The organism is Lysinibacillus sp. AR18-8, assembly GCF_001705465.1.
GTDB classification, from domain to species: domain Bacteria; phylum Bacillota; class Bacilli; order Bacillales_A; family Planococcaceae; genus Lysinibacillus; species Lysinibacillus capsici.
This window is the reverse complement of sequence record NZ_MDGU01000005.1, coordinates 168,185-192,577: the sequence shown is the minus strand read 5'-3', so window position 1 is coordinate 192,577 and position 24,393 is coordinate 168,185. Positions and strand designations below refer to the sequence as shown.

Annotated in this window: 27 protein-coding genes and 1 riboswitch; of the genes, 14 read left to right on the top strand and 13 right to left on the bottom strand. The window is 38.2% G+C overall.

Annotated features, from left to right (window positions below; all coding sequences use genetic code 11):
* The first annotated feature begins 26 nt into the window (after window positions 1-26).
* From BFM98_RS04490 to BFM98_RS23605, 3 genes are read left to right on the top strand one after another with little or no spacing between them, the layout of a single operon-like run.
* On the top strand, window positions 27-899 hold the full coding sequence (locus BFM98_RS04490; protein ID WP_066036630.1) for an ABC transporter ATP-binding protein: 873 nt from the start codon (window positions 27-29) through the stop codon (window positions 897-899).
* An 18-nt stretch (window positions 900-917) separates the two neighbouring features.
* Window positions 918-1,616, top strand: a complete 699-nt coding sequence (locus BFM98_RS04485) for a hypothetical protein (protein ID WP_048391214.1) — start codon at window positions 918-920, stop codon at window positions 1,614-1,616.
* Window positions 1,617-1,648: 32 nt separating this feature from the next.
* On the top strand, window positions 1,649-1,786 hold the full coding sequence (locus BFM98_RS23605) for a response regulator (protein WP_241490021.1): 138 nt from the start codon (window positions 1,649-1,651) through the stop codon (window positions 1,784-1,786).
* Window positions 1,787-1,863: 77 nt separating this feature from the next.
* Here BFM98_RS23605 and BFM98_RS04480 read toward each other — a convergent pair whose 3' ends face one another.
* Window positions 1,864-2,313, bottom strand: coding sequence for a 2-thiouracil desulfurase family protein (locus tag BFM98_RS04480; RefSeq protein ID WP_066036629.1), 450 nt, complete (start codon window positions 2,311-2,313; stop codon window positions 1,864-1,866).
* Between the two features lie 82 nt (window positions 2,314-2,395).
* On the opposite strand from BFM98_RS04480, the gene BFM98_RS04475 reads away from it, so the two are divergent.
* On the top strand, window positions 2,396-2,941 hold the full coding sequence (locus BFM98_RS04475; RefSeq protein ID WP_066036628.1) for a GrpB family protein: 546 nt from the start codon (window positions 2,396-2,398) through the stop codon (window positions 2,939-2,941).
* Window positions 2,942-2,960: 19 nt separating this feature from the next.
* Entirely contained in the window at window positions 2,961-3,446 is a 486-nt protein-coding gene (locus BFM98_RS04470; protein WP_066036627.1) for an NUDIX hydrolase, read from the top strand.
* Between the two features lie 48 nt (window positions 3,447-3,494).
* Here BFM98_RS04470 and BFM98_RS04465 read toward each other — a convergent pair whose 3' ends face one another.
* From BFM98_RS04465 to BFM98_RS04455, 3 genes are all read right to left on the bottom strand, one after another.
* Complete coding sequence (locus BFM98_RS04465; protein ID WP_066036626.1) at window positions 3,495-4,010, bottom strand: DUF6886 family protein; 516 nt, start codon at window positions 4,008-4,010, stop codon at window positions 3,495-3,497.
* Between the two features lie 13 nt (window positions 4,011-4,023).
* Complete coding sequence (locus BFM98_RS04460) at window positions 4,024-4,764, bottom strand: class I SAM-dependent methyltransferase (protein ID WP_066036625.1); 741 nt, start codon at window positions 4,762-4,764, stop codon at window positions 4,024-4,026.
* Between the two features lie 185 nt (window positions 4,765-4,949).
* Window positions 4,950-6,134 carry a YbfB/YjiJ family MFS transporter gene (locus BFM98_RS04455; RefSeq protein WP_066036624.1) on the bottom strand — a complete coding sequence of 395 codons (1,185 nt, stop codon included), beginning with the start codon at window positions 6,132-6,134 and terminating at the stop codon, window positions 4,950-4,952.
* Between the two features lie 117 nt (window positions 6,135-6,251).
* Between BFM98_RS04455 and BFM98_RS04450 the strand changes: the two genes are divergently transcribed.
* The 4 genes from BFM98_RS04450 to solA all read left to right on the top strand — a co-directional run bounded on the left by BFM98_RS04450 (window position 6,252) and on the right by solA (window position 11,348).
* Window positions 6,252-7,142 carry a LysR family transcriptional regulator gene (locus BFM98_RS04450; protein WP_054550626.1) on the top strand — a complete coding sequence of 297 codons (891 nt, stop codon included), beginning with the start codon at window positions 6,252-6,254 and terminating at the stop codon, window positions 7,140-7,142.
* Between the two features lie 194 nt (window positions 7,143-7,336).
* Window positions 7,337-8,704, top strand: coding sequence for a guanine deaminase (gene guaD / locus BFM98_RS04445; protein WP_066036623.1), 1,368 nt, complete (start codon window positions 7,337-7,339; stop codon window positions 8,702-8,704).
* A 51-nt stretch (window positions 8,705-8,755) separates the two neighbouring features.
* Entirely contained in the window at window positions 8,756-10,105 is a 1,350-nt protein-coding gene (locus BFM98_RS04440; RefSeq protein ID WP_048391244.1) for a uracil-xanthine permease family protein, read from the top strand.
* Between the two features lie 127 nt (window positions 10,106-10,232).
* Window positions 10,233-11,348, top strand: coding sequence for an N-methyl-L-tryptophan oxidase (solA, locus tag BFM98_RS04435; protein ID WP_066036622.1), 1,116 nt, complete (start codon window positions 10,233-10,235; stop codon window positions 11,346-11,348).
* 42 nt (window positions 11,349-11,390) lie between these two features.
* On the opposite strand, the gene BFM98_RS04430 is transcribed toward solA, so the two are convergent.
* The 4 genes from BFM98_RS04430 to BFM98_RS04415 are packed head-to-tail and all read right to left on the bottom strand — an operon-like array spanning window position 11,391 to window position 14,912.
* A complete protein-coding gene (locus BFM98_RS04430) occupies window positions 11,391-11,954 on the bottom strand; it encodes a 5' nucleotidase, NT5C type (RefSeq protein ID WP_066036621.1) in 564 nt (187 codons plus the stop codon).
* Between the two features lie 16 nt (window positions 11,955-11,970).
* Complete coding sequence (locus tag BFM98_RS04425) at window positions 11,971-13,056, bottom strand: FAD-dependent monooxygenase (RefSeq protein ID WP_066036620.1); 1,086 nt, start codon at window positions 13,054-13,056, stop codon at window positions 11,971-11,973.
* Window positions 13,053-14,165, bottom strand: a complete 1,113-nt coding sequence (ribD, locus tag BFM98_RS04420; RefSeq protein ID WP_081011052.1) for a bifunctional diaminohydroxyphosphoribosylaminopyrimidine deaminase/5-amino-6-(5-phosphoribosylamino)uracil reductase RibD — start codon at window positions 14,163-14,165, stop codon at window positions 13,053-13,055. The genes BFM98_RS04425 and ribD overlap by 4 nt, the downstream gene beginning before the upstream one ends.
* A gap of 15 nt (window positions 14,166-14,180) precedes the next feature.
* Entirely contained in the window at window positions 14,181-14,912 is a 732-nt protein-coding gene (locus BFM98_RS04415) for a GTP cyclohydrolase II (protein ID WP_048391249.1), read from the bottom strand.
* Window positions 14,913-15,181: 269 nt separating this feature from the next.
* Between BFM98_RS04415 and BFM98_RS04410 the strand changes: the two genes are divergently transcribed.
* From BFM98_RS04410 to BFM98_RS24135, 4 genes are all read left to right on the top strand, one after another.
* Window positions 15,182-15,817 (top strand): GntR family transcriptional regulator, encoded by a 636-nt coding sequence (locus BFM98_RS04410; RefSeq protein ID WP_066036619.1) that lies wholly within the window; start codon window positions 15,182-15,184, stop codon window positions 15,815-15,817.
* A gap of 158 nt (window positions 15,818-15,975) precedes the next feature.
* Entirely contained in the window at window positions 15,976-17,175 is a 1,200-nt protein-coding gene (locus tag BFM98_RS04405; protein ID WP_048391251.1) for a quaternary amine ABC transporter ATP-binding protein, read from the top strand.
* The gene (locus BFM98_RS24140; protein ID WP_048391252.1) at window positions 17,168-18,022 is read left to right on the top strand and encodes an ABC transporter permease; all 855 of its coding nucleotides are present in this window, start codon (window positions 17,168-17,170) and stop codon (window positions 18,020-18,022) included. Before BFM98_RS04405 ends, BFM98_RS24140 begins: the two co-directional genes overlap by 8 nt.
* 84 nt (window positions 18,023-18,106) lie before the next feature.
* Window positions 18,107-18,991, top strand: a complete 885-nt coding sequence (locus BFM98_RS24135; protein ID WP_048391254.1) for a glycine betaine ABC transporter substrate-binding protein — start codon at window positions 18,107-18,109, stop codon at window positions 18,989-18,991.
* A 42-nt stretch (window positions 18,992-19,033) separates the two neighbouring features.
* Here the strand turns inward: BFM98_RS24135 and BFM98_RS04390 are convergent, their stop codons facing one another.
* The 3 genes from BFM98_RS04390 to BFM98_RS04380 form a co-directional block, all read right to left on the bottom strand.
* Entirely contained in the window at window positions 19,034-19,348 is a 315-nt protein-coding gene (locus BFM98_RS04390) for a DMT family transporter (protein WP_066036618.1), read from the bottom strand.
* Complete coding sequence (locus BFM98_RS04385; protein ID WP_004232293.1) at window positions 19,348-19,689, bottom strand: DMT family transporter; 342 nt, start codon at window positions 19,687-19,689, stop codon at window positions 19,348-19,350. The genes BFM98_RS04390 and BFM98_RS04385 overlap by 1 nt, the downstream gene beginning before the upstream one ends.
* Before the next feature lie 126 nt (window positions 19,690-19,815).
* Window positions 19,816-19,912, bottom strand: a riboswitch (guanidine-I (ykkC/yxkD leader).
* A gap of 30 nt (window positions 19,913-19,942) precedes the next feature.
* Window positions 19,943-21,085 carry a PstS family phosphate ABC transporter substrate-binding protein gene (locus tag BFM98_RS04380; RefSeq protein ID WP_066036617.1) on the bottom strand — a complete coding sequence of 381 codons (1,143 nt, stop codon included), beginning with the start codon at window positions 21,083-21,085 and terminating at the stop codon, window positions 19,943-19,945.
* A 235-nt stretch (window positions 21,086-21,320) separates the two neighbouring features.
* Between BFM98_RS04380 and BFM98_RS04375 the strand changes: the two genes are divergently transcribed.
* On the top strand, window positions 21,321-21,794 hold the full coding sequence (locus tag BFM98_RS04375) for a YbaK/EbsC family protein (protein ID WP_066036616.1): 474 nt from the start codon (window positions 21,321-21,323) through the stop codon (window positions 21,792-21,794).
* Window positions 21,795-22,385: 591 nt separating this feature from the next.
* Here BFM98_RS04375 and BFM98_RS04370 read toward each other — a convergent pair.
* Both BFM98_RS04370 and BFM98_RS04365 read right to left on the bottom strand, forming a co-directional pair.
* Window positions 22,386-23,639 carry a glutathionylspermidine synthase family protein gene (locus BFM98_RS04370; RefSeq protein ID WP_066036615.1) on the bottom strand — a complete coding sequence of 418 codons (1,254 nt, stop codon included), beginning with the start codon at window positions 23,637-23,639 and terminating at the stop codon, window positions 22,386-22,388.
* A gap of 23 nt (window positions 23,640-23,662) precedes the next feature.
* Window positions 23,663-24,319, bottom strand: a complete 657-nt coding sequence (locus tag BFM98_RS04365; protein WP_066036614.1) for a hypothetical protein — start codon at window positions 24,317-24,319, stop codon at window positions 23,663-23,665.
* Window positions 24,320-24,393 lie beyond the last annotated feature (74 nt).

Sequence of the window (24,393 nt, the reverse complement as noted above, 5' to 3'; positions counted from 1 at the left end):
TTATCCAAAAATAAAGGTGTGTGAAGATGACTACTATTTTGGAAGTACAAAACATCTGTAAACAATACAATGAGAAAAAAATTTTAGAGAATGTATCGTTTTCAATTGCGTCCAATCAAATCATTGCTCTAGTGGGGAAAAATGGTTCTGGAAAAAGCACTTTACTCAAGATTATTGCAGCATTCATTAAACCAGACAGTGGTTCTATTGTGAAGCATAAAACGTCTTTAAAAGTTGGCTATGTACCAGAAACAACTCCTTCTCATATTTTATTTACACCTCAAGAATATCTTTATCACATGGGCTGTATACGAGGTATGGCTAAAAAGCAACTTTTGCAGAAGATAGAAGAATTACTTGAGATGTTTCAACTAAAAGAGGAAAAAGATACAAGGATTGTCCATTTCTCTAAAGGGATGAAGCAAAAGGTGATGATTATGCAGGCGATGCTAGAAGAAACTGATCTACTGATAATGGATGAACCATTGTCAGGACTTGATGCCAAGGCACAAAATGATTTCGAACAAATCTTAGCTAGAGTAAGAAGCAAAGGACTCAGTATCCTCTTAACCTGTCATGAAACCAAATTACTCGAAAACCTTGTAGACTCCGTTTTACTTATTCAAGAGAATACGATCATTCAGATAGAGGGTTTCGATCGCAATCCAACGCATCGATTAATTTTTGAGATTGCTAGCCTATCATTACTCGATGAAATCATACCTTCGATAGAGATTCAACAACAACAACTTTTAGTGAATGGACATTATGAAATAGTGACGATTGTTCCAGCAAAGGATTCAGATCAAATTTTACTGAAATTATTACAACACAATGCTTCAATTAAATATTTAGCTACTGTCCACTACAAAAAAGAACAATTCTCTTCTCATTTTTGAAAGGAGGAATCGAAAAAGATGAGCAGTTTAGTACGTTATCAATTGATAAATTATTTAAGAACCTATCAATACGTTCCACCTTTTACAATCTTCATTCTATGTCTTATCGTTAATTATACTTTTGTCCCTAATCCAATATTAGATAGTTATTCATTTACATCTCTTGTGCTCTTTTTTTTAATGGGCTGGTTTACTGTTACATTATTTCATGCTGAAGATGAAGGACAAAAAATGATTACTACCCTTCATACGAGAAAAACAATAGACTACAATTTAGGGATATTCATCATTTGTGGGCTGCTTGCCTTTAGCCTAAGCTGTGTTTCTGTCATCTATCCAATCCTAATAGAGGCATTTTTTGAGAAGCCCAAACTATTACATATTTTACTAGGTTTCTTGTCTCATTTTAGTTTATCGTTACTTGCCATTGCACTCACTGCTTTATTTACTAGGGAACTCGTGAAAAATAGGCGAAATACGTGGTGGGGTGTAATAGGCATCCTTATTATTTCTGTCGTGATCGCTACTTTAAAAGATTCTATTCTAACTGGACTTCTTTGGTTACTTCCTCCTCTTCATTTTTCATTAGAAATGATGAGTGTGGGCGATCAAATTGAAGTTATACCCAACGTTTTTTATTGGCAATACACATGGATTATAATTTATGCATTCCTTATCATTGTTTTGTTTTTTTTCCTAGTCAACCGAAGAAAATGATTTAGACATCTTACTAAGGAGAGATAGTATGTATGAGCAACGGGAACATCAAAGTACTAATTGTTGAAGACGAAAATGATATAGCTAATATTATAAGGGACTACTTAAGTGTTAATCAGTTCGATTCACATATAGCTGCATTTTTGGCGGCTGGATTTCGACCAAAATAATTGCTAAAACGTCGCCTCGCATATTAATTGTTGAATAAATAAATTTGGCCCCTACTAGTTTAGGGGCCTCTCTTTAATCATTCAAAAAAATTCTCTTCAGATAGCACGACAATATTGTTTCTTCGAAGCAATGCCGTAGTTACTCCTTCGCCAGCTAATTTTGTTCCATTAAACGCACCGTTATAAATCTTTGCACTGCCACAGGATGGGCTATATTCCTTTAAAATGACATGAGTTGCCCCTACCTCAAGTGCTTTTTGTAAAGTTGCATAGGCTCCCTTCAGATATAAATCTGTGACATCTCGTCCAGAACTTTCAACCACTGTTGCGTTGCCATCAAGTACATCTTGTCCATTGCCACCTACAATTTCAGCCGGTTCGCGGGGCGTTGAAAAGCCTCCCATCAGCTCTGGGCAAACCGTGACAGCTTTATTTTCTAACACAAGCTTTTGTATTTTTTCATCTAGACTGTTTGTGCCATTATAACGAACATTTAAACCTGCTAAGCAAGCACTTATTAAAATCATCGTTTTCTCACTCCCTCTACTATCTTTATTCCACTATAACACGCATGCTACAATAATTATGAAGACCAAGGGAGGAGATAAAATGCCTGATCCTATTTTGATTTTACCTTATACAGATGAATGGGCTAAGGAATTTCATAGCATAGGCTGTCAATTAAGGGAGGCCTTAGGAAACATAGCGCTGAGAATTGATCATATTGGCTCAACTGCTGTAACAGGGCTAGCAGCAAAGCCTGTAATTGATATACAAATATCCGTCACATCGTTTACACCATTGGCAGCATTTAAAGCTCCATTAGAATCTCTAGGTTTAAGTTATCGAGCAGAAAATCCAGACAAGTCTAAACGCTATTTTCGAGAGGCTCCTGGAGATAGACGAGTACATATTCATGTTCGACAGGCTGGTAGTTGGGCAGAGCAGCTAGCCTTATTATTTCGAGATTTTTTGCGCCGTCATCCAGATTACTGTCGTCGCTATGAGCAGGTAAAATATGAATTGGCTAAGAAATACCAATATAATCGTCAACTTTATACAAAATCTAAAGAATCGATCATATGGGAAATTTTAAAACAAGCAAATCATTGGAGTCAGCAGACTGGCTGGTCTCCTGCCAATTCAGATAACTAAAGAAAAGGGAGGAACAAACTTGGCTGAATTTACAATTTGTTTTCTGAAGAAAGGTGATTATATCCTTTTATTGAATAGAGATAAGCCTCAGTGGATGGGCGCATGGAATGGTGTTGGTGGCAAAATTGAACAGGATGAAACACCATTAGCTGGTGCCTTACGAGAAATTAAAGAAGAAACAGGCATTACGGTTGAGGATATTACCTATAAGGGTAAGATTACCTGGACAGATGGCGTTGTTAACTATGGCTGTATGTATGCGTTTATAGCGGAACTACCTGAATCTTTTCCATATGTAACACCGATAAAGGTTGCTGAGGGCATTCTTGATTGGAAGGAGCTTACTTGGATTTTACACCCTGAAAATGTAGGTATTGCGGACTTAAAATATTATTTACCTAAGATGCTCAATGAAACAACTAACTATGATTATATTTTTACATATCAAGACAAGAAATTAGTCAATATCTCTTCAGCACCAATTGAACAAACATCGACTGTCTAATAATAAATAAGCCTCGTCCATGCAATAGGTGCATAACGAGGCTTGTTTTTAGAATCTTGGTTGTGCAAAGCGCATTCTGCATATTGACCAATTTAAGCTTGTATTTTGGATGTCATCATGTATTTCCCATAAGCTATCCACGATTCGCAATTCAACATTGCGCTCCAATAATGCTTTAGCTATATCATTGATCTCTGAGACATGGATGGGCATTTGTGTTAATTCACTCGTATAATAGCCCGCAATATCATCCTGTAAAGTGAATCCATTACTATCAAACTCATATAGGTAAAGACTTGTAGTTTTCAATACTTCCCACCACTTGTTTTCTATGACTACTACATGTGAAGCTTGATGTAGATATTGCTGTCTGTCCTGCTCTGTTGTTTGATCCCCTGCATGAAAGCAGACACGCGGACAATCTCTTGGCGTTAAATAGTTTGGCAGGCATCTTTCGTTGATTGCCCATACTAGCCCTTTTTTGGCATCTAAATCTGGTCGCTCAGGCAGTCGAGGATGAAAAATCATAATAGTAGGGTCTTCACTGACATGAAATAAACGCATCGGTACTTCTCCTTTATTTCTTTAATTTAAAAACAATAAAATCTGCACAATGCAAATCTTCCGCAAATTGAGGGTACTTCCTTAGCATGTCTTGTGATGGCTTGGGCTCTACAATAGTCTCAATAGTAAATCCAACTTGCCTAATTGCTTGCACATAGCTTGTTAATGTTCGGTGGTATAGAACTATTGGTGGGTCAGCATCTAGCTGGTGATACTCCCCTTCATAAAAATAACGTTGGACTTTCCAATACTGTTGATCTAGCTGCTCATGTCTCATCCATCCACTATTTGGTGTCACAAAGCATGGGTGTAAAATCGAAAAAATAAAAGTGCGATTAGGTTTTAATAATCGAAACATCTCACATAAAGCAGCCTGATAATCCTCTAAATCTTGGAGAACCATATTTGAAACAATACCATCAAATTGTTCATCTGCTAAAAAGGATAAATTTTCACAATTCCCGTGTAAAAATTGAATAGCTTCCTGCTGTGGTGTTCTTTCCATAGCAATGTCTAGCATTTTTTGTGAAAAATCAACAGCTGTTACTCTTGCACCCTTCTTTACCAATAATCTGCTTAAATAGCCTTCTCCACATCCTGCATCTAATAGATGGTTTCCATCTACCTCACCTAGCAAAGAAAAGATAGTGGGATTTAACAATACGACACGATGAATATCCCCCTGCTCATCGTAGTTTGCTGTATACCTTTCCGCATATCGATTCCAGCGTTGAATAGCTTGTTCTGTGTTCATTTACAGTCCCCATTTCAAAGTAAAATCGTAACGTTACGTCCTGTGTGCACTTGTCTATTTTTCCATATAAAGAAAAAAATATATAGACTTTTATTTTATTTTTTAATATCATGTAGATAGAGGCACGGCTTCTTTAAGTAAATGATAAAGCCAGAAATTCAAATAGGATTTCTGGCTTTTATGCGTTATATAGAAATTGTATGTTCAGCAACAGCTTCTTTTTTTACAGTTAGCCATCTACCAATTACCATAACGAGCAATGCAAGAAACACTATGACACCAGCAAATATAAGTGCTGCTTTATAGCTACTATAAACTTCAACCAGTTTTCCTGCGATAATCGGTCCGATAATTTGTCCAAAAGCATAAAAGGTTGTTAATAAAGAAACAACGAATCCGCTCTTTGTCGGGAATAGCTGTCGTGCATAGGAAGTAGTTAGCGTGACAATTCCTACAAAGGTTAGACCGAATAAAAAAGATGCTAGTAAAACGCTCCATACCGTTTGTGCAAAAACAGGTAACAGGATACCAACCACTTGTAGTATGTATGCCACAAACAAAATTTTTATAGCTGAAAACTTCTCTAATAAGACCGTCCAAACAGGAGCTGATGGAATAGCCGCGAGCCCCACAATGACCCAGCTATAGGAAGAGTAAGCTTGAAGAGAAGGAATATTATGAATAATATCGACTAAAAAAGTACCTGTAATAATATAGCCTAACCCCTCTAAACCATAGGATAAAATCAGCCATGGCATAAAACCCTTTGTCATTTTTGTATCAAGAGATTTCGTAACTTTTGTGCTGTCCTGCACCACTAAACTTCTCCATAAATAAGAGGTAATAAATAAAAAAATCGCTGAAAAAATTCCTAAGCCTAACCATGCACCCTGCCAAGCAAATCTTGCTTCTATAGCAGGTACACATAAACCTGAAATAGCAATCCCTAAGCCTATACCACTAAATACATAGCCAGACCATCGTGATAATGAATGCTTCGCCAAGTAATCCATAATAATACTCGATGTTAACACAAAAATAAGGCCCCCTGTAATGCCCGCAATTAAACGCAGAACTAGCCAAACACTATACACTTCTATTAAGCCCATTAATATAACAGATAGGACATTGGTAACAACACTTGCCATTAAAACATTTTTACGTTGACGATAAATGAACCCTGCCCATAATGCGCCAATGAAATAACCAATATAATTGCTTGAAGCTAAAAAACCAGCCACTTCCAATGAAAACCCTACATCATGACGCATAAAGGGTAGAATCGGTGTGAAGGCAAATCGACTAATCCCCATAGCAACAACTAATAATAAAATTCCTCCAAAGACAATTCCTACATGTTGTCGATTCATGATGAACCCCCCTCTCATATATTCTACTGTAATTAAAAGGATACAGAGCGCAAATTAATAAATCTAATATATAATGTATATAAAAGCATAAAAAAAATTTATGAAAGGTGTAACGACATGAATTTACATGCTCTACGTTTATTTACAAAGGTGGCTGAACTCAATAGTGTTTCCAAAGCGGCACAGACACTTATGATAAGTCAGCCTGCTGTAACCATTCAAATTCGAAATTTAGAGAAAGAACTAGGCTTGACACTGCTAGAAGCCAAAGGTAGGGGCATTTCGCTAACACAAAATGGTACTTTTTTATACAAACAGGCACAGCGCTTATTTGATCTAGAAACTGATATTGAAAATAAAGTTGAACAGCTTAAAAATACGGGCAATGAAGAACTGCAAATTGCCTCCACGCATGTTCCCTCCCATTTTTTACTACCTAAATGGTTAGCTCAATTTAAACAAGTTTATCCAGCAACACATATTCATTTAAAGACCGCCAATTCCCAGCAAGTGATTGAGGATTTACTCCATTATAAAGCTGATTTAGCTTTTATCGTCAAAGAAGATGGACATCATGCTGATATTAATTATCAATTTCTAATGAATTTGGATTATTGGTTTATTGTGCCGTACAATCATCATCTGGCAGGTCAAACAGTATCGCTTGCAGAACTTATGCAGCAGCCCTTCGTCACAAGGGAGGATGGTAGTTCCACAAAAGAATACTTAAATGCCCTATGTAAAGTGCATAAAATTCCTCCACCGAAAGTAGGTTTACAACTAGACGGGATTAATGAATCCATACATGCCATTGCGGCAGGTTTTGGTACAATGCTAGCACCATCCATAGCAGCTTCTAGCTTTATTCTACAGCAGCAAGTTGCCCGCGTTTTTATTAAGGACATTGATATCCAACGACCGATTTACCTTTGTACAAGAAAAAATGAATTGCATCACTCCACATCCTTTAATAATTTTCTTCACATCATCAATGAATCGATCATATAGAAAGAAGGCACTCTCAAATAGATGCCTTCTTTTATTATCTATCAACGCTTGTCAAAGCTGTAAAAATGTAGTTAAAAAGGTGCATGCATTTCTTTAGTCATTATATTAATATTCGTTTTTTTGTAGACTTAATAGTTTTTATAGCCTATAATAATCCGTGTTATTATCAATAAACGAACATTAAGGTGGTTTTTATGTCTGAATATACGTATATTTTCAAAGGAACAGCTTTTACTAGTAAATCTGCTACTGACGTTCACATTTTAAAGGATTATTTATTTTTCATTAATGCTGACGGTATGATTGTTAAAACTATCGCTCCCGAACAACCTGATTACCAACAACTATTAATTACATATCAAGATCAAAATAACTTCCATGCATTAGCTGAAGGCCAATATTTCCTACCGGGATTTGTCGATTTGCATGTACATGCACCTCAATGGGCACAATCTGGGACAGCTTTAGACATTCCTCTTTACGATTGGTTAAACACATATACTTTCCCTATCGAATCAAAATTCTCCGATTTAGTATTTGCTCAAGAAGTTTATGAGGATTTAGTAAGCACACTACTTGCCAATGGTACAACTACATCATTATATTTTGCGACGGTCCATAAGGAGGCCAGTGTACTTTTAGCGAAAATCTGTGCTGAAAAGGGACAACGAGGATTAGTCGGAAAAGTGGTCATGGACGATCCTGAACAGAATCCTGATTTTTATCGAGATGAAAACACAAAAACCGCATTAGAGGATACGGAGGAATTTATTTTAGCTGTAAAAAATTTAGCCAAAACGACTAAACAGGGTGTTTACCCCGTTGTCACTCCTCGCTTTATTCCAAGCTGTACAGACGGTGCCTTAAAGGGCTTAGGTGAATTAGCTGCGAAATATGATACACATATCCAATCACACTGTAGTGAAAGTGACTGGGAGCACAGCTACGTCAAAGAACGATTCAACAAAAATGATGCCGTCGCCTTACATAATTTTGGTTTGTTAGGTGAAAAATCTGTCATGGCTCATTGTAATTTCTTAAGCGATGAGGATGCCAGATTATTTGCTGAAACTGGCACTGCCATAGGTCATTGTCCAATCTCTAATGCCTATTTTGCTAACAGCGTGATTCCAATCGCCCGCTTTCATGCAATGGGCGTTGATATTGGACTAGGTTCAGATGTTTCAGGCGGATTTTCTCCAAGTCTTTTTGATAATGCAAGACAAGCTGTTATGTCATCGAGAATGCTAGAGGATGGTGTAGATACAACCATTTCCGCCGAAAAGCGTGGTGTCCCAAATTCACGCATTACAATAAATGAGGCCTTCTATCTAGCGACAGCTGGTGGTGGAGAAAGCTTAAGTCTTCCAATTGGCCGTTTACAGGAAAACTATACATGGGATGTACAAATTATCGATACAAAAATTCCTACTGCTAGGCTTCCGATTTTTGATCCAAATGAAGATTTACACGATATATTCCAAAAAATCATGTATCTTGTACGCCCAGAAAATATCCGCGAGGTATGGGTGCAAGGAAATAAAGTTCATACGAGAGGCTAATCATTCTCTTATTCTCTAATAAAAATCTATCATTTTGAGGTGTACAACTTCGTGGAAACACAACATAGAAAACTAACTAATCAAACAAAACAAACACAATTAACCGTGTTACCAGATGAAAAAATTTCGTTCGGTCAGTCTGCTCTACTCGGTTTACAGCATGTTATGGCTATGGATGTTTATGTGGTGCCCTTTTTAATTGCCATGCTAATCGGTCTACAAACTGGTCAGGCAAGCGCCTTGATTCAATCAACCTTTATTGCAGCTGGGGTCGCGACGATTGTGCAAACACATTTTTGTATGAAATTACCGATGGCACAAGGTCCATCCTATGTTCCACTTGGTGCTATTGTTGGGATCTATGCAGCAAGTGGTAGTGGTGATTTAGGTTGGAGTACTGTGCTAGGTGCTAGTTTAATTGGAGCCATTTTGGTTATTATTTTAGGCTATACAGGTATCTTCAATAAAATTGTCCAAACATTTATTCCACCAATTGTTGGTGGAACGATTATCTTTGTGGTTGGATTGTCCTTAATGCCTGTTGGTTTAAGTGATAATATTTTTAATGGTGCAGGCGCATCCATAAATCAAAACATTTATTTAGCACTTATCTCAGCATTCGTATTAATTATTTGTGTCATGTTAGGCACAGTCTTCCATCAAAAAGGACGTCTATTCCGAATTGCTTCTGTTATCATCGCCTTAATTGCTGGTAGTATTGCAGCAAATATCATGGGTGTTTTAGATTTATCTCCTGTATCGCAAGCCAAATGGTTTAGCATGCCACAAATTCCATTTGCAGATTTTAGTTTTAGCTTTAATTTTTCTGCTATTATCACAATGGTCATTATATATATTGTCTTAATGGCTGAAACAACAGGAACATGGTTTGCCATTAGCAATGTCATCGACCAACCTTTAACAAATAAACAAATTAACCGTGGTGTTATTGGTGAAGGAATTGGCTGCTTTATTGCTTCTTTACTTGGCTCCACTCCTGTGACAGGTTATTCAACAAATGCAGGTGTTATCTCTATTACTGGGATTGCGAGCCGTCGTGTCTTTATAGCAGCAGGTATTTGGTTTATCGTCTTCGGCTTCTCTGGTAAATTAGCAGCACTCATCTCAGCAATTCCTTCAGCTGTTATTGGTGGTGTATTTGTGATCGTCTGCGGCATAATAGCCATTAGTGGTTTACAGGTCATGAAAAATGAACATATTGGTGAAAAGGAAATGTATGTCATCGCGATTCCTGTTATTTTAACGTTAGCATTGACATTATTGCCTGATGATTTCCTGTATTCCTTACCTACAACCGTGCAGTATTTATTTGGTTCGCCTATTGCAACCGCTGCGCTCGTAGCGATTTTCCTTAATAAAATTTTACCAAGCTCAAAATAGTAGCTATCTACAACGCACAGCATCTCTAGTCCATTCGGATTGCAGGTGCTGTGTCTATTTATTTTCTAAAATTTCTGTTTCCTTCCCTATAAATCTGTTATACTAGAGTAAAAAAGTAGGGATTAAAATGGACTATGATGTCATAATAGTTGGTGCTGGCTCCATGGGGATGGCGGCTGGTTACTTTTTAGCAAAGGAAGGAAAAAATGTACTTATGCTAGATGCCTTTACTCCACCCCATGAAGAAGGTAGTCATCATGGGGATACAAGAATCATTCGCTTTGCCTATGGTGAAGGAGCTAGCTATGTACCTTTTGTAAAAAGAGCTGGCGAGCTTTGGCTAGAGCTAGAGTCTTTAGCAAATGAAAGCTTATTTTTGCAAACTGGTGTAGTTAATATTGGAGAGCCAACATGTGCCTTCATTCAAAATGTGAAAGCTAGTGCTGCGCTCTATAATTTAGCAATTGAACACTATTCACCTGCTGAAGCAATGAACAAATGGCCAGGGTTATTCTTGCCAAAAAATTTAGTTGCTTGCTTTGAACCTACAGCTGGTGTCCTTCGTGTTGAAGCATGTATTCACGCCTATAAAAAATTAGCCTTGGAGGCGGGTGCAAGCCTCCGAACAAATGAAAAAGTATTGGCTATCCAAGCTGGTGATATTGTACAGGTACAAACAGTACATAATAGCTATAAAGCAAAGCAATTAATAGTAACGGCGGGTGCATGGGCAACAGAATTATTACAAACAGTAGATGTGAGCATACCCGTCACACCAACGCGGAAAACCTTTGCATGGTTTGAGGCAGATGAGCAGCTGTATCGTGATGAAGTTTTTCCTGCCTATTGCTTTGAATTTGCCGATTCAACCTACTACGGCTTTCCAAGTATTGATGGAGCGGGGTTAAAACTTGGACGACACGATGGTGGTGATGTGGTTAATCCAAACGACCCTCTACGTCCGTTTGATGCGTCTGATGCTGTTGACTTACAAAACTTCATTGATCAGTTTATGCCTCAGCATGGAACGCTTAAATACGGAAAAACATGTAAGTATTCGATGACACCAGATGAAGATTTCATCATCGACTTTTTACCTGAACATCAGAATATTGTGATTGCTGCAGGTTTTTCTGGTCATGGCTTTAAATTTAGTAGTGCCGTTGGAGAAGCTCTTGCAGATTTAATTATAGAAGGCAAAAGTAAACAAGATTTATCTACCTTTAAACTTAGTCGATTTTAGCAAAAAAGGATTGGTACAACGGTTAGTCGTTGCACCAATCCTTTATTTTGTTAACATAGTTTGAAACTCTTGCCAATCATATAAACGTGGAAGATTTACATGCTGGTTATAAGATTGATTCTTTAAGATTACCTTAGTTGTCACATCATGAAGTGTCTCAAGTACTGCTGGTTTATCATCTACATAAATATCTAAAGCAAGCTCTTTTATAATGGCTACCTTTTCTGCATCTTGCATGCCACAAAAAAAATGACCGTCTGTTATTGGAAAGCCCTGTGCCTCCATCCAAGCTTTTGTTTGCGCACAATATTGCTTTGGACGAGATGTAATATAGTAAATGTCATGTCCCTGCTCTGCTAAAGCTTGGAGGGCTTTTAAAGCACCATCAAAAGATGGACAGTCCGTAAAATAGATCTCTTCCAATGCGCTATTCCACAAGGCAGTTCCTTCCTCATCTGTTAATCCAAATGGTTCATGAATTTCTACTCGTTGTATCGCTTGAAAGGTTTCAAAGGAAACCTTTTTGCCAAGCTTTTTATTATAAAGTGAAAAGGCATGTGCTCGTAAATCAATTAATGTGTCATCTATATCAAAGCCAAACTTCATCTAGTTGTTCGTCCTTTCACGAAGCCTTGTTTATAAAGTTAGAAGCAAATGTCTGTTCTTTTTCAATTTGTTTTGCTAATACTTCCTCAATGGCTTGCTTACGCATTTGTTGAAAATATTGTACGTTAAATTGTGCTAGTGTGTCTTTATTTAGCAATGATGCAAGACAATCTGCATCTTTTAGTGCACTATTCAGCCCAAAAGCGCCTGTTGGTGTCATTGTATGAACAGCGTCCCCTAGCAAGACAAGGCCCTTTGTCCCCCAACTATTACAATGGCTACTAAAGACATCAAGCAAAACAAAATCCTGCCAGGAAGTTATCTGTGCCTGCACTGTCTTCGTTAATTCTGGAAATGCCTCCACAAGCTGCTGGATAAAGGGTGTAAATGCTAGTTTTCGAAGCTGAGGGAAACTACCTTGCTCAATATTCCAGCCTATTTGAAGATAACCACCAACTTGTGTAAACAATGACAGCTGCTTATTATCGATGAGTGCCATTTTTATGGATGGTTCCCAATCAGCTGGCGCAGGAATTTTAGCCCACAGTAAATCAAAGCCATGCTTCTGTTTCTGAACATCAATATGTGCTTGCTTACGAATAGTAGAATAACGACCATCTGCACCGATAATTAACTGACTATCGATTTGTATAGGGTCTCCGTTTTTTATCGCCATAACGCCTCTATAATGACCAGTAGCATCCGCGATCAGCTTTGTTACCTTTGTATGTAGCAAGCATGTAAAGTTAGGGAACAGCTGTGCTTTTTGTAAAATTCCTTTTAATAAATTTGCCTGTGGTACATGAATGCCTAAATGTCCTATTGCTTCATCTGGAAGAATTGTTTTAAATGCTCTGCCACCAGCATAATACTCAAGTTTCTCCATTCGTAATATACCGAGTGCCTCGACTGCTTCGAAAAGATGGTGGCTTTTTAAAACAGCCTCCCCTTCCTCATTTAAATGCTCGCCACGAAATGCCTGACCAAGTGCTACATTTTGCTCTAATAAAATCACTGACAGCCCTTTTTTAGCAAGTAGGTAGGATAACAATGCACCAGCAGGACCTGCCCCTACTATACAGACATCTGCTTGATAGTTCACTTTTCTTCACCCTGCTTTGGATAGGCAATAATACGCAAATCCTCGCCTATTTTATCAAATGATGCAAACTCAACATTCCATGCCTCATGCATGAGAGAGGGATTATAGCCAGCAAACGGCGTTAACGATAGATTTCCACCCAAAACTTTAGGTGCTATATATACTACATATTTATCGATTGCACCTTGCTGTAAAAAGGAAGCATTCATTTTACTTCCACCTTCTAGCAAAATATCTGTTATGCCGTGTATATAAAGCTTTTCAAGCATCTCATCAATCTGTAATCCATATTCATTTTTTTGTACGGGTAAAACTGTAACACCTTTTTCTGTAAATAAATGAATTTTTTCTTGGCTTACGTCGTCACTACAAACAAGAATCGTTGGTGCATCCTCTGTATTCAAGACATTTGCATTGTCAGGTGTACGTAGAGAACTATCCATAATAATACGTGTTGGATTTTTTCCATATCCTTCTTTTAGTCTTGTTGTTAAAGAAGGATTATCAGCAATGACTGTACCCACGCCAACTAAAATTCCATCTACTTCATGACGAATATGGTGAACATCCTCACGTGCACCCTCTCCAGTTACCCATTTTGAATGTCCTGTATGCGTAGCAATTTTCCCATCTAGAGTCATAGCAAATTTTGAAATAACAAAAGGACGATGCGTAAGCATATTGTGAATAAAACGCTCATTTAAACGGCGCGCTTGTTGCTCTAAAACCCCCACTTCCACCATTATTCCAGCATCTTGTAGCAATTGGATGCCACGACCTGCTACTGCTGGATTTGGATCTTGCATAGCAATTACCACTCGACTGACACCAGATTCCTTCACTAAATTGGCACAAGGAGGTGTCTTACCATAATGTGAACAAGGCTCTAACGTTACATATAACGTAGCACCCAGTGCATGCTCTCCAGCCATTCGAAAAGCATGCACTTCAGCATGTGGTTCCCCTGCTTTTCTGTGTAAACCTGTACCTACAATCACACCGTTCTTCACGATTACAGCCCCAACAAGTGGATTAGGGTTCGTATTTCCTTTAGCACTAGCTGCTAAATCCAAAGCCAGTTGCATATACTTTTCATCTACATTCATCATCATCGCAACCTCCACCTATTGCTTTTCACGTATATGTCCAGATTTTTCAACTTTCGTTTCTAAATAAAAACGATTCGTCTCTGTCAAACCGCCCCATAAAGGAACATGCCCTTCCGCAGCCATGCCACGAGCCTGTAATGCAGCCAATTTCTTCGGATTATTTGTAATAAGTGTTACTGGTTTGGTACGCAGTGTAGCTAATACCGCAAGTGCTTCGTCATAAGAACGTGTATCATCTGGGAAGCCAAGTGCATGGTTTGCTTCAACTGTATCGAGCCCTTCCTCTTGCAATAAATAAGCAAGAGATTTAGAGAATAGTCCAATACCACGACCTTCATGATCAGCTAAATAAAATATCGCACCACAGCCATGCTCAACTATCATTTTCATAGACTCATGCAACTGGTATCCACAATCACAACGCTGGCTGCCAAATATGTCGCCTGTGTGACAAATACTATGCATTCGGATTAAAGCATCTTCTGAATGGGTAAAATCACCATATACAAGCACAGAGGATTGTTGTAAAAATGCTAAATTAGCAGCGGCTAATCCATCAATGATTTCTTCTTTAGTTAAATTCGCATCAATTTTAAGCCAGTTATACCATTGAAAAGTTGCAGAAAAATCGCCTTGTTTTACAGGTAATTTCACTGGTCCAACTAGGCAAATATTCTCTGTATTTGTATGCTTTACTAACGTCATTTTATCTTTTACTAAGTCCATCACTTTAGTTGTAATTGTCATATTAATCTCCAACCTTCTATAGAAACAGTTGGCTAAATTCACCAACTGAGCACATGTATTTTCACATCACTTACATAACGTAACTTAGTTTATAATAATAACTAAAAAGTGTCAATCGACAGCTATTACTCTTTAATTATAATTATTAGCGATGATAATTTTATTATTACTTTTTCATCATATACTACTAGCTTATGGAGATGCTATTTTTTCTGTGCAGGCTAGTCTATAATAAGCTGTGGTACTGTAATGACGAAAGGAAGTTTAACATGAACTTAGAAAAAAATGTTCAACTAAAGCAACCAAAATATCAACAAATAGCCATTGATCTCGCCTCCAAGATTGTTGAAAGAAAATACAGCATTGGCGATAAAATATATGCAAGATCCTCTCTTGCCAGTCAATATAATGTTTCTGCTGAGACGGCAAGAAGAGCTATTGCCGTTTTGCAAGACTTAGAAATTGTTGAAGCTTCAAAAGGTAGTGGCGTAATTATAAAATCGTATGAAAAAGCGGCTCAATTCGTCAGACAGTTTCATGATGTACAATCGATTCATGAAATACAAAATGAGCTTTTGACAAGTATTCAAAAGCAACATCATGAATTGATTAATTTACAAGACAAGGCAAAGCAACTAATTAGCCGCACAGAGCATTACCGGTCAGTCAATCCGTTCATCCCCTATCAATTAGAAATGACAGCTGATAGTCCATGCATTCATCAAACTGTACAAGCTTTAAATTTTTGGCAAAATACTTCTAGTACTATCGTTGGTATTCGACGTGGCAATAAATTATTACTATCCCCTGGTCCTTATGTCTCATTTGAAGAAGGGGACATTATTTATTTTGTTGGAAATGATGAAAGTTTCGCTAGAGTTCAAAGCTTTTTATACCCAAATTAAAATCCGTTTAAGCGCTGATATAACAGCGTTTAAGCGGGTTTTTTCTTATTTGTCGATTTGACAAAAGTAACAACCCTTTGCTACAGTAAGGTTGTTACTTGTTTATTTTTGGGTATCATTATCCTCACATAGTAATAATCTACGAAAGGAGTGCTTCTATGGAAAAAATTAAAATAGAACACGTATCGAAAGTGTTTGGCAAACATATTCCCCAAGCACTAGAACTCGTTAAGCAACAAAAAAGTAAGACTGATATCTTAAAAGAAACAGGTGCAACTGTTGGAGTATACGATGCAAGCTTTACTGTCAACGAAGGAGAAATCTTTGTTATTATGGGATTGTCAGGAAGTGGCAAATCTACGCTTATAAGGCTTTTAAACCGCCTAATTGAACCAACGAGCGGAAATATATATATCGATGGAGAAAATATTTCTACCATGGGAAAAGAAAGTCTACGGTCTGTACGAAGAAACAAAATGAGCATGGTTTTCCAAAACTTCGGTTTATTCCCCCATCGTACATTACTTCAAAATACCGAATATGGCCTTGAAATTCGAGGTATTTCAAAAGAAGAACGGCAAGCAAAAGCTGAACAGGCTTTAGAAAATGCTGGATTACTCGCTTATAAAGACCAGTATCCAAATCAGTTATCAGGTGGTATGCAGCAGCGTGTTGGTTTAGCACGAGCCCTTGCTAATGATCCTGAAATATTACTAATGGATGAAGCATTTTCAGCACTTGATCCATTGATTCGCAAGGAAATGCAAGATGAGCTACTCGATCTACAACAAACATTGAAAAAAACTATTTTATTTATCACACATGATTTAAATGAAGCATTACGCATTGGGGATCGCATTGCCATTATGAAGGATGGCTCTATCATTCAGATTGGTACGGGTGAAGAAATATTAACCAACCCAGCAAATGATTATGTCAAAACATTCGTGGAAGATGTGGATCGTTCTAAAGTATTGACAGCTGAAAATGTCATGGTACGTCCAGTTTATGTCAATACAGACCTAGATGGCCCTAAAGTGGCACTAAAGCGTATGCGTCAAGAGGCTGTAAGTTTATTAATGGCTGTTGATAAAAATAGACATTTAAAAGGCTATATCACTGCAGACGATGCACTAGCTGCAGCGAAGAAACAAGAGCAAACCGTCCATTCTATTGTGCAATCAGAAGTATTAACTGTTCCACCAGATATGCTACTACAGGATATTTTAGGGATGATTTATAATTCTCCTACTCCTATTGCCGTTGTGAAAGATGGTCGCTTGCTTGGTGTACTAATTAGAGGCGTTGTCATCCAAGCACTGTCAACTAGCGATGAGGAGGCCGAATCACATGAATAACTTTTTAGATAATATTCCAACATTACCACTAGCTCCGTGGGTAGAATCAGCTATGGACTGGTTGACGAGTAATTTTTCAGCGTTCTTTAACTCTATTCAGCAATTCGGAAAACTACTCATGAATCAGGTCACTGATTTATTAATTAGTATCCCAGCCATTATTCTTATACTTCTTGTCGTGATATTTGCCTTCTTCGTTTCAGGCAAAAAGTTAGGGCTTGCTGCATTCTCATTAATTGGCTTGTTGTTTATCTATAACCAAGGATTATGGACTCATCTTATGGAAACAACCACGCTTGTGATCTTTTCCAGTATTATATCCATCATCATCGGTATTCCACTAGGTATCTTAATGTCAAAATCAACGGTAGCTGAAAACATTATTAAACCAATACTAGATTTCATGCAAACAATGCCTGGCTTTGTCTATTTAATTCCAGCCGTTGCCTTTTTTGGTATTGGTATTGTACCTGGTGTCTTTGCATCCGTTATCTTTGCTTTACCCCCAACTGTACGTATGACAAACCTCGGTATTCGTCAAGTACCAAAAGAATTAGTGGAAGCTGCAGACTCCTATGGTAGTACAGCTAGCCAAAAATTATTTAAAGTAGAAATCCCCCTTGCTAAATCAACCATTATGGCAGGGATTAACCAAACCGTTATGCTGTCACTTTCTATGGTAGTTATTGCCTCTATGATTGGGGCTCCTGGTCTAGGACGTGAAGTATTAACAGCCCTTCAACGTACTCAAGTTGGGAATGGCTTCGTTGCAGGATTAGGCTTAGTTATTTTCGCGATCATTATTGACCGTTTAACACAAAGCCTCAATAAAAAGAAAGCATTATAAAAATGTCATCTTTCTTGCTACCATCCATCCTCCGGTGGATGTCGGCAGTTTGGATACAAAATGATGAAGAGAAAGGGAGATTCGATGAAACTGAAAACACTATCAAAGTTAGGAATGGCTCTAGGTCTAGGCTTCATGCTTGCTGCATGTAGTGGAGGCGACTCAGGCTCAAGTTCTGGAAAAAACAGTGATTCTAAGGAGGTAAACCTAGCCTATGTTGAGTGGGATACAGAAATTGCCTCAACGAATGTTGTTGGGCAGGTACTCGAAGATTTAGGTTATGATGTAACATTAACTCCTTTGGATAATGCGATCATGTGGGAGGCTGTCTCGAAAGGAGAGGCTGATGGAATGGTTGCTGCTTGGCTACCACATACACATGCTTCACAATATGAAAAATATAAAGCTGATTTAGATGAGCTAGGTGAAAACCTTGCTGGTGCAAAAATCGGTTTAGTTGTACCAAGCTATATGGATGTCAATTCTATTGAAGATTTATCTAATGAAGCAGATCATACAATCACTGGTATTGAGCCAGGTGCGGGCATTACTGCTGCTACAGAAAAAGCATTAGAAGAATATGATAATTTAGCAGATTGGAACTTTATTACTTCTTCTTCTGGTGCGATGACAACTGCATTATCAAAAGCGCTGAAAGATAAGGAAGAGATTATTGTCACAGGCTGGTCACCACACTGGAAATTTGCGAAATATGATCTTAAATACTTAGAAGATCCAAAGGGTGTATATGGTGGAGAAGAAACGATTAATACATTCGTACGTAAAGGCTTAAAAGAAGATTTACCAGATGTATATTCAGTACTCGATAACTTCCACTGGACAGCAGAAGATTTAGAAAGTGTTATGTTAGAAGTAATGGATGGTAAAGATCCAAAAGATGCTGCGAAAGAATGGGTTGATGCTAATCCAGATAAAGTGGCTGAATGGACAAAAGACGTAAAAAAATAATATAAAAACAGGCACTCCTGCATAAGAGGAGTGCCTGATTAATTATGATAGCAATTTCAACATGATTGCTGCTCCTAATACAAGGACAATACAAATGATGCGTCGCCAGTCCTTAGATTCATTAAAAAACAGCATACCTAGCAGCGCTCCTCCAGCTGCACCAATCCCTGTCCAGATCGCATAGGCAGTACCCATTGGTAATGTTTCCATCGCATAGGCAAGGCCTGCAAAACTTAAGGTGAATGCACCAATCAACAGTCCTAAATTTTTCATACTCTTTGTCTTATTATATTTACTAATCATATATACGCCCAACATTTCACATAACCCTGCAACAACTAATGCCATCCATGCCATTATTCACTCACCTCTTGTTCCTTAGGCTCTCCAGTTACTAGCTTTAAGCCTACAACTCCTGCAAGTAACACAACAATACATATGATTTTTGCTAATTTCCACGGCTCTCCAAATAGCAAGCTATCCGCACATACAGTACCAGCTGTTCCTAATCCGACAAAGATTGCATAAACGGTCCCAACTGGTAGATGCTCACCTGCTTTAATGAGCAAATAAAAACTAATAAAAATGGCAATTGCTGTACCAATCCATTCTAGTACACTTGTTGCATGCTTTAACCCAATGACCCAGCCAACTTCAAAGCAAGCCGCTATAATGACGCTGATCCATTGTTTATTCATCATAAATCCCTCCATTTTATAAGACACGGCCGAATAATTGGATGATCCAACTACTTTTTCAGCATTCGCCAAATGACTTGATTTTAGCCAAACAAAAAAAGCCTGAAGAAACTGTCTTTAAACAGTATCTCCCAGGCTTTTATCCTTCCGTGTCACAAAATCAATTTGTGGTTTTCTCTCGGACCAGACTAGCAAGCGCTACGGAACCCTAGAAAACTTTTATTCGATTATTACTCTTAGTATAGCAAACTATTCAATGATTTTCCACTGGTACGTAACCGACCTTTTCTACCATTGCCTGCCCTTCCTCAGAAAGTATCCAATCAATCAGTTTCTGTACATTTTGATTTTCCGTTCCTGCTGTGATGGCATAAAATTCAGACACTAAAGGATATGTACCATTTTGAATATTTTCTTTTGTTGGTGCTACTCCGTCAATGGATAGTAATTTGATCTTTTTGTTACCAACCATCTCTGTAGAATAATATCTAAACGTAAAGCCCAAGGCATTTTTATAATTTCGATATTGCGACACTTCACGAATGATTCCGCCCATTCCTGATGCAACATCTTCAGTGGGTGCCTCCATGATTGGCGTATTGCCCATCAGCTTTTCTAGTGTCGTTTGGCTTCCACTATCTGCTGGGCGTTGGAAAGCACGAATGGCCTCATCCTCCCCACCCACTTCACGCCAATTAGTTATTTCTCCAGCATATATTTTTTTGACCTGCTCAAGTGTTAAATTATCGATTTTATTTTTACGATGCACAAAAAAGACAAATGCCTCTCGACCAATTGGCGTCATATCAAATGTAAGTCCTTCCTTTTCTGCCTGCCATTCTTGTGAGGTGGACGGGGCTGCCACAAAGATCAAATCAACATCTCCAGCTATTAAATTTTGATAGGCCTCTGGTGTACGACTTACTTGAACTCTACTATTATATGGAGGATATTCCCCTTTGGGATAAGTAGCCTCCACAAAAGCCGCATATAAAGGGTACATGGCTGTTGCACCATCTAGTCGTGGTAATGACTCTGTCAATTGTAAGGAAGCTTTATTTTTCACTATTTCATTGCCAGGAACAAATGGCTGATAGACTGTTACATCAATTTCCGCATCAACAGTGGGAATACTCATTTTATAATAATGTTGAATCGGTTTAATGGCTGCAATCAACAGGGCGATTCCCATGACACCAAATAGCAAGCCCCTTCGTTTTTTTGTGTTGGTCCATTTAAACATACTACATACAATCCAGACAAATAAACAAATGGGTATAGTAAAGACCAAATTAATTAAATGCAGCCCACCACTCAATGTGATCATGAATGCCACTATTAATGTCACAAAGGACAAACCAATTAATATAGATACTATTTGTAATAATCTAAGCATACAAAGACCTCCTTAGTGTAATTTTACACTCCTTACACCAATGGTACCCGAAAGATAAAGCATTCACAACTATATATTCTGAAAATTATGGTAAAATTAATTTTGTCTGGATTTAATGAATGCTTTTTGTATGAAGGTGGTATATCAACTATAGAAAAGGGATCTTTTCGAAAATCTCAAAAAATCTCGACAACCTATGCTAGGGCATAATTGATACAAGTAGGAGGGTGTACATATGGCAATTGAAAAAGTACGTCGCCATTTAGCACAATGGCATGTAGAACACAAAATACAAGAATTAGAAGAAAGCTCCGCAACAGTTGAGTTAGCAGCACAGGCGCTTGGCTGTGAGCCAGAGCGCATAGCAAAATCTTTATCTTTTCTTGTAAATGATGGAGCGATCTTAATTGTGGCTGCTGGTGACGCAAAAATCGATAATGCAAAATATAAAGCCGTATTTGGTACGAAGGCAAAGATGTTATCCAAAGATGATGTGGAGACGATGATCGGCCATGATGTCGGAGGTGTATGCCCTTTTGGTGTGAATGATGGCGTAGCCATTTATTTAGATGAATCTTTAAAACGTTTTACTACAGTATTTCCAGCGTGCGGTAGTAGTAATTCAGCCATTGAGGTAACCATTTCAGAACTTGAAACATATGCTCCCTATAAAGAATGGATTGATGTCTGTAAAGGCTGGAATGAATAAGGACCAAACGATTGGCGATACTTTTAAAAGTCTCGCCCAATTCATGTTGTTGAAAAAAGATAATATCGCTAGGAGAAATAAAACCTTTTGGCAAGGTAAGGGTTGATTTCCGTTCCGCCAGCGTCCTTTCCAGGGGGCGTCCAATGAGCCGCTTCTCTCACTTACGTTCGCTCCAGGGTCTCATCAGTGACGCTAAATCCCCTAAGAGTGACGCTGGCTCCTCTCCAATCAACCATTCTGCAAAGTGTCTTTACTTTTTTAATAGTAGCATAGTAATAAAATCGCCCATTATCTGTATTCATAGAGGGGATAAGCTCTTATTTTCAATGTGGAGAAGTGATGAGTGACAAGAAGTGAACACCTTCACTTTATTTGAAAACCTTTGCTAAAAAGATAACACTTTTGTAGGTTGGAGTGGAAGGCTACTTGACTCCCGTGGGATAGCGAGTCAGGCAAAACGCTAAACGGAGCGGAGCGAAGGAAGCGGTTCGGCGCTCGCCCACAGGAAAGCAAGTAGCCTGCAACGGCAATCCATTTTCACCTTCTAAAAAAATTTTATGGGTGGTTTTGTTTTTCAGCACTATAGATTTGCTATTCCTTGTAACCAACGGCTAACCAATGTGAATCCCATTCTGTAATTTGATTGCCTACCCGACAGCTTAAACCACATGCACAATTATCAGCAACAAATGAGCCAATTAGCCACTTCTTAGCACGATATCCTTCTTTTAACTGCACTGTTATACTAGGCATCTCCACATACTGTTGGTAAATAAACAAATTATCATCATAGTGTTTGGATGTGGAAGCATTTACTCTCCGCCCACTTCCTGCGTAAATTTCTACTGTATTTCCCTCACGAGAATAAACAGGCTTCTTGACATAGGGTACATCATCACGAATAAATGGTTCTGCTGTAAGGTATGTAGGAAGCATATATTGCAAAATAGCTGCTCGTTCCTCAGAAGTAAAGAGCAATGGATCATTTCTCCGCTCCCATATTAACCATAATAAGATTTTCGATTGTAATACATAGGCAGCAGGTGGATTAATAATTGCTAGCTGTCGTTTTTTGACAAGCTCTAAAAGATGCAAGCCAATGCGATCACCATCTGCTGCCACATCATCTATTAAAAACTCTACAGGGTGTGCGGGTCTAAATAAAATATCAATTTTCTCCATTTTAGGTGTATAAAGACCTTGTGCTACCTCAGACGTGTCACTAGAAAAGATGATAAGCTCTTGTATGGGCACATACTCAATGTCAAAAGGAATACAGGACTTGATAAACTGTACCTGGCAATACTCTTCGTAGTCCTCTTTCGCTGTTTTTCCTGTGATGACAATCTTCGGCTTTTTGACATTATGTAAATATTGAATGGCAGCAAAAAGAGCGCCCGACAATGCTTTTTGTAAGGCTGTTACATCATTGGGATTTTTATAGCCAAAATGCTGACATAGTGCGTCATTCATCTTGAAGGTTTCTTGTACAAGAAAAGGGGTTTCTCCATTTAACTCTAAACATTTAATGTAGCCCTCCTCTGTACAAATAAAATCAAATCGTGCCAGAATTGATTGCTGCTGTAAATAATCTAATTGAATATATGGGATCATTTCCGGTCGAATACCTAAGGCTAAGAGCTGATCGACCGATAAATGTTTAAATTGTTTCCCGACTTTTAAAAAGATGCGCCAAAGCATTTGTGTTGCATAATGAAGTTGATCAATTTGTTGCTTTGGCAATTCTAAAACATCATATAATGCGTACTCTAAATCCTCAAAGTCAGGAAAGAAGTCAGGGAATTTTGAGTAAAATGCTTGTCGTTGCTGTGTGTGATTCATCATGTTCTTCACTCCCTATCCTAACCTTACGAGGAGGACGAGCCGCCACGAGATGCCCCACCTGAACCAAAGCCCGATTTTCCTGTGCTTGAGGAAGAGCTATTGGAGTAGGAATTGGAACTCTTAGATGAACTATCCGTCGAATAGGAGCGTTGTCCACTCGAATAAGAATTTGATCCACTTGAAGTTGAGCTACCTGAAGTTGAACTAGCCTTATTTTGCGTACTGTTTGTTATACCATTTGTTTGTTTACTTTCATCCTTAGCGCTTGATGACGATCGTGGCACTGCTGAGCCGCCACCATTGTTTTGCTCATCTCGATCTGTACCATTTTTTAAATTGCGACTTTTATATATCGCACTTCCTATCATGGCTCCAGCCGTTGCATACATCAAACCATTAAAGAAATGCTGGGCATAGTAAGGTGAATTTTCATCGATACATTCAAAGGAACCATCATCACCTTCTTGCCATTCATCACAGGCATCAGCCATTTCACTATTGTAAACAATTTCTATTTCATCACTTGTATTTGCTTGATTTTGATCTTCAGTTATCTGATTAGAAGTAGTTAAAGGGTATTCTTCTGCTGTTTGAGTTTCACTATTTCCACATGCTGCAAGCTGCACAGCCATCAAAGATGCCGTTGTCACAGCCATATATTTTTTTATTTGCTTAGCCATATTATAAACGCTCCTTTATTTCTGGTACCTAGTTTACGATTATCTCCTATTTTAGGTTTCATTTTTTACAAAAA

Coding starts and splice junctions, on each gene's coding strand:
- BFM98_RS04430 (WP_066036621.1), bottom strand. CDS start 11,954: ATGAAGTTTGGCTTTGATATAGATGACACATTAATTGATTTACGAGCA.
- BFM98_RS04410 (WP_066036619.1), top strand. CDS start 15,182: ATGAACTTAGAAAAAAATGTTCAACTAAAGCAACCAAAATATCAACAA.
- BFM98_RS23605 (WP_241490021.1), top strand. CDS start 1,649: ATGAGCAACGGGAACATCAAAGTACTAATTGTTGAAGACGAAAATGAT.
- BFM98_RS04490 (WP_066036630.1), top strand. CDS start 27: ATGACTACTATTTTGGAAGTACAAAACATCTGTAAACAATACAATGAG.
- BFM98_RS04385 (WP_004232293.1), bottom strand. CDS start 19,689: ATGAATAAACAATGGATCAGCGTCATTATAGCGGCTTGCTTTGAAGTT.
- BFM98_RS04390 (WP_066036618.1), bottom strand. CDS start 19,348: ATGGCATGGATGGCATTAGTTGTTGCAGGGTTATGTGAAATGTTGGGC.
- BFM98_RS04365 (WP_066036614.1), bottom strand. CDS start 24,319: ATGGCTAAGCAAATAAAAAAATATATGGCTGTGACAACGGCATCTTTG.
- BFM98_RS04375 (WP_066036616.1), top strand. CDS start 21,321: ATGGCAATTGAAAAAGTACGTCGCCATTTAGCACAATGGCATGTAGAA.
- BFM98_RS24135 (WP_048391254.1), top strand. CDS start 18,107: ATGAAACTGAAAACACTATCAAAGTTAGGAATGGCTCTAGGTCTAGGC.
- BFM98_RS04405 (WP_048391251.1), top strand. CDS start 15,976: ATGGAAAAAATTAAAATAGAACACGTATCGAAAGTGTTTGGCAAACAT.
- BFM98_RS04480 (WP_066036629.1), bottom strand. CDS start 2,313: ATGATTTTAATAAGTGCTTGCTTAGCAGGTTTAAATGTTCGTTATAAT.
- ribD (WP_081011052.1), bottom strand. CDS start 14,165: ATGATGAATGTAGATGAAAAGTATATGCAACTGGCTTTGGATTTAGCA.
- BFM98_RS24140 (WP_048391252.1), top strand. CDS start 17,168: ATGAATAACTTTTTAGATAATATTCCAACATTACCACTAGCTCCGTGG.
- BFM98_RS04455 (WP_066036624.1), bottom strand. CDS start 6,134: ATGAATCGACAACATGTAGGAATTGTCTTTGGAGGAATTTTATTATTA.
- BFM98_RS04475 (WP_066036628.1), top strand. CDS start 2,396: ATGCCTGATCCTATTTTGATTTTACCTTATACAGATGAATGGGCTAAG.
- BFM98_RS04485 (WP_048391214.1), top strand. CDS start 918: ATGAGCAGTTTAGTACGTTATCAATTGATAAATTATTTAAGAACCTAT.
- solA (WP_066036622.1), top strand. CDS start 10,233: ATGGACTATGATGTCATAATAGTTGGTGCTGGCTCCATGGGGATGGCG.
- BFM98_RS04370 (WP_066036615.1), bottom strand. CDS start 23,639: ATGATGAATCACACACAGCAACGACAAGCATTTTACTCAAAATTCCCT.
- BFM98_RS04450 (WP_054550626.1), top strand. CDS start 6,252: ATGAATTTACATGCTCTACGTTTATTTACAAAGGTGGCTGAACTCAAT.
- BFM98_RS04465 (WP_066036626.1), bottom strand. CDS start 4,010: ATGCGTTTATTTCATGTCAGTGAAGACCCTACTATTATGATTTTTCAT.
- BFM98_RS04380 (WP_066036617.1), bottom strand. CDS start 21,085: ATGCTTAGATTATTACAAATAGTATCTATATTAATTGGTTTGTCCTTT.
- BFM98_RS04460 (WP_066036625.1), bottom strand. CDS start 4,764: ATGAACACAGAACAAGCTATTCAACGCTGGAATCGATATGCGGAAAGG.
- guaD (WP_066036623.1), top strand. CDS start 7,337: ATGTCTGAATATACGTATATTTTCAAAGGAACAGCTTTTACTAGTAAA.
- BFM98_RS04415 (WP_048391249.1), bottom strand. CDS start 14,912: ATGACAATTACAACTAAAGTGATGGACTTAGTAAAAGATAAAATGACG.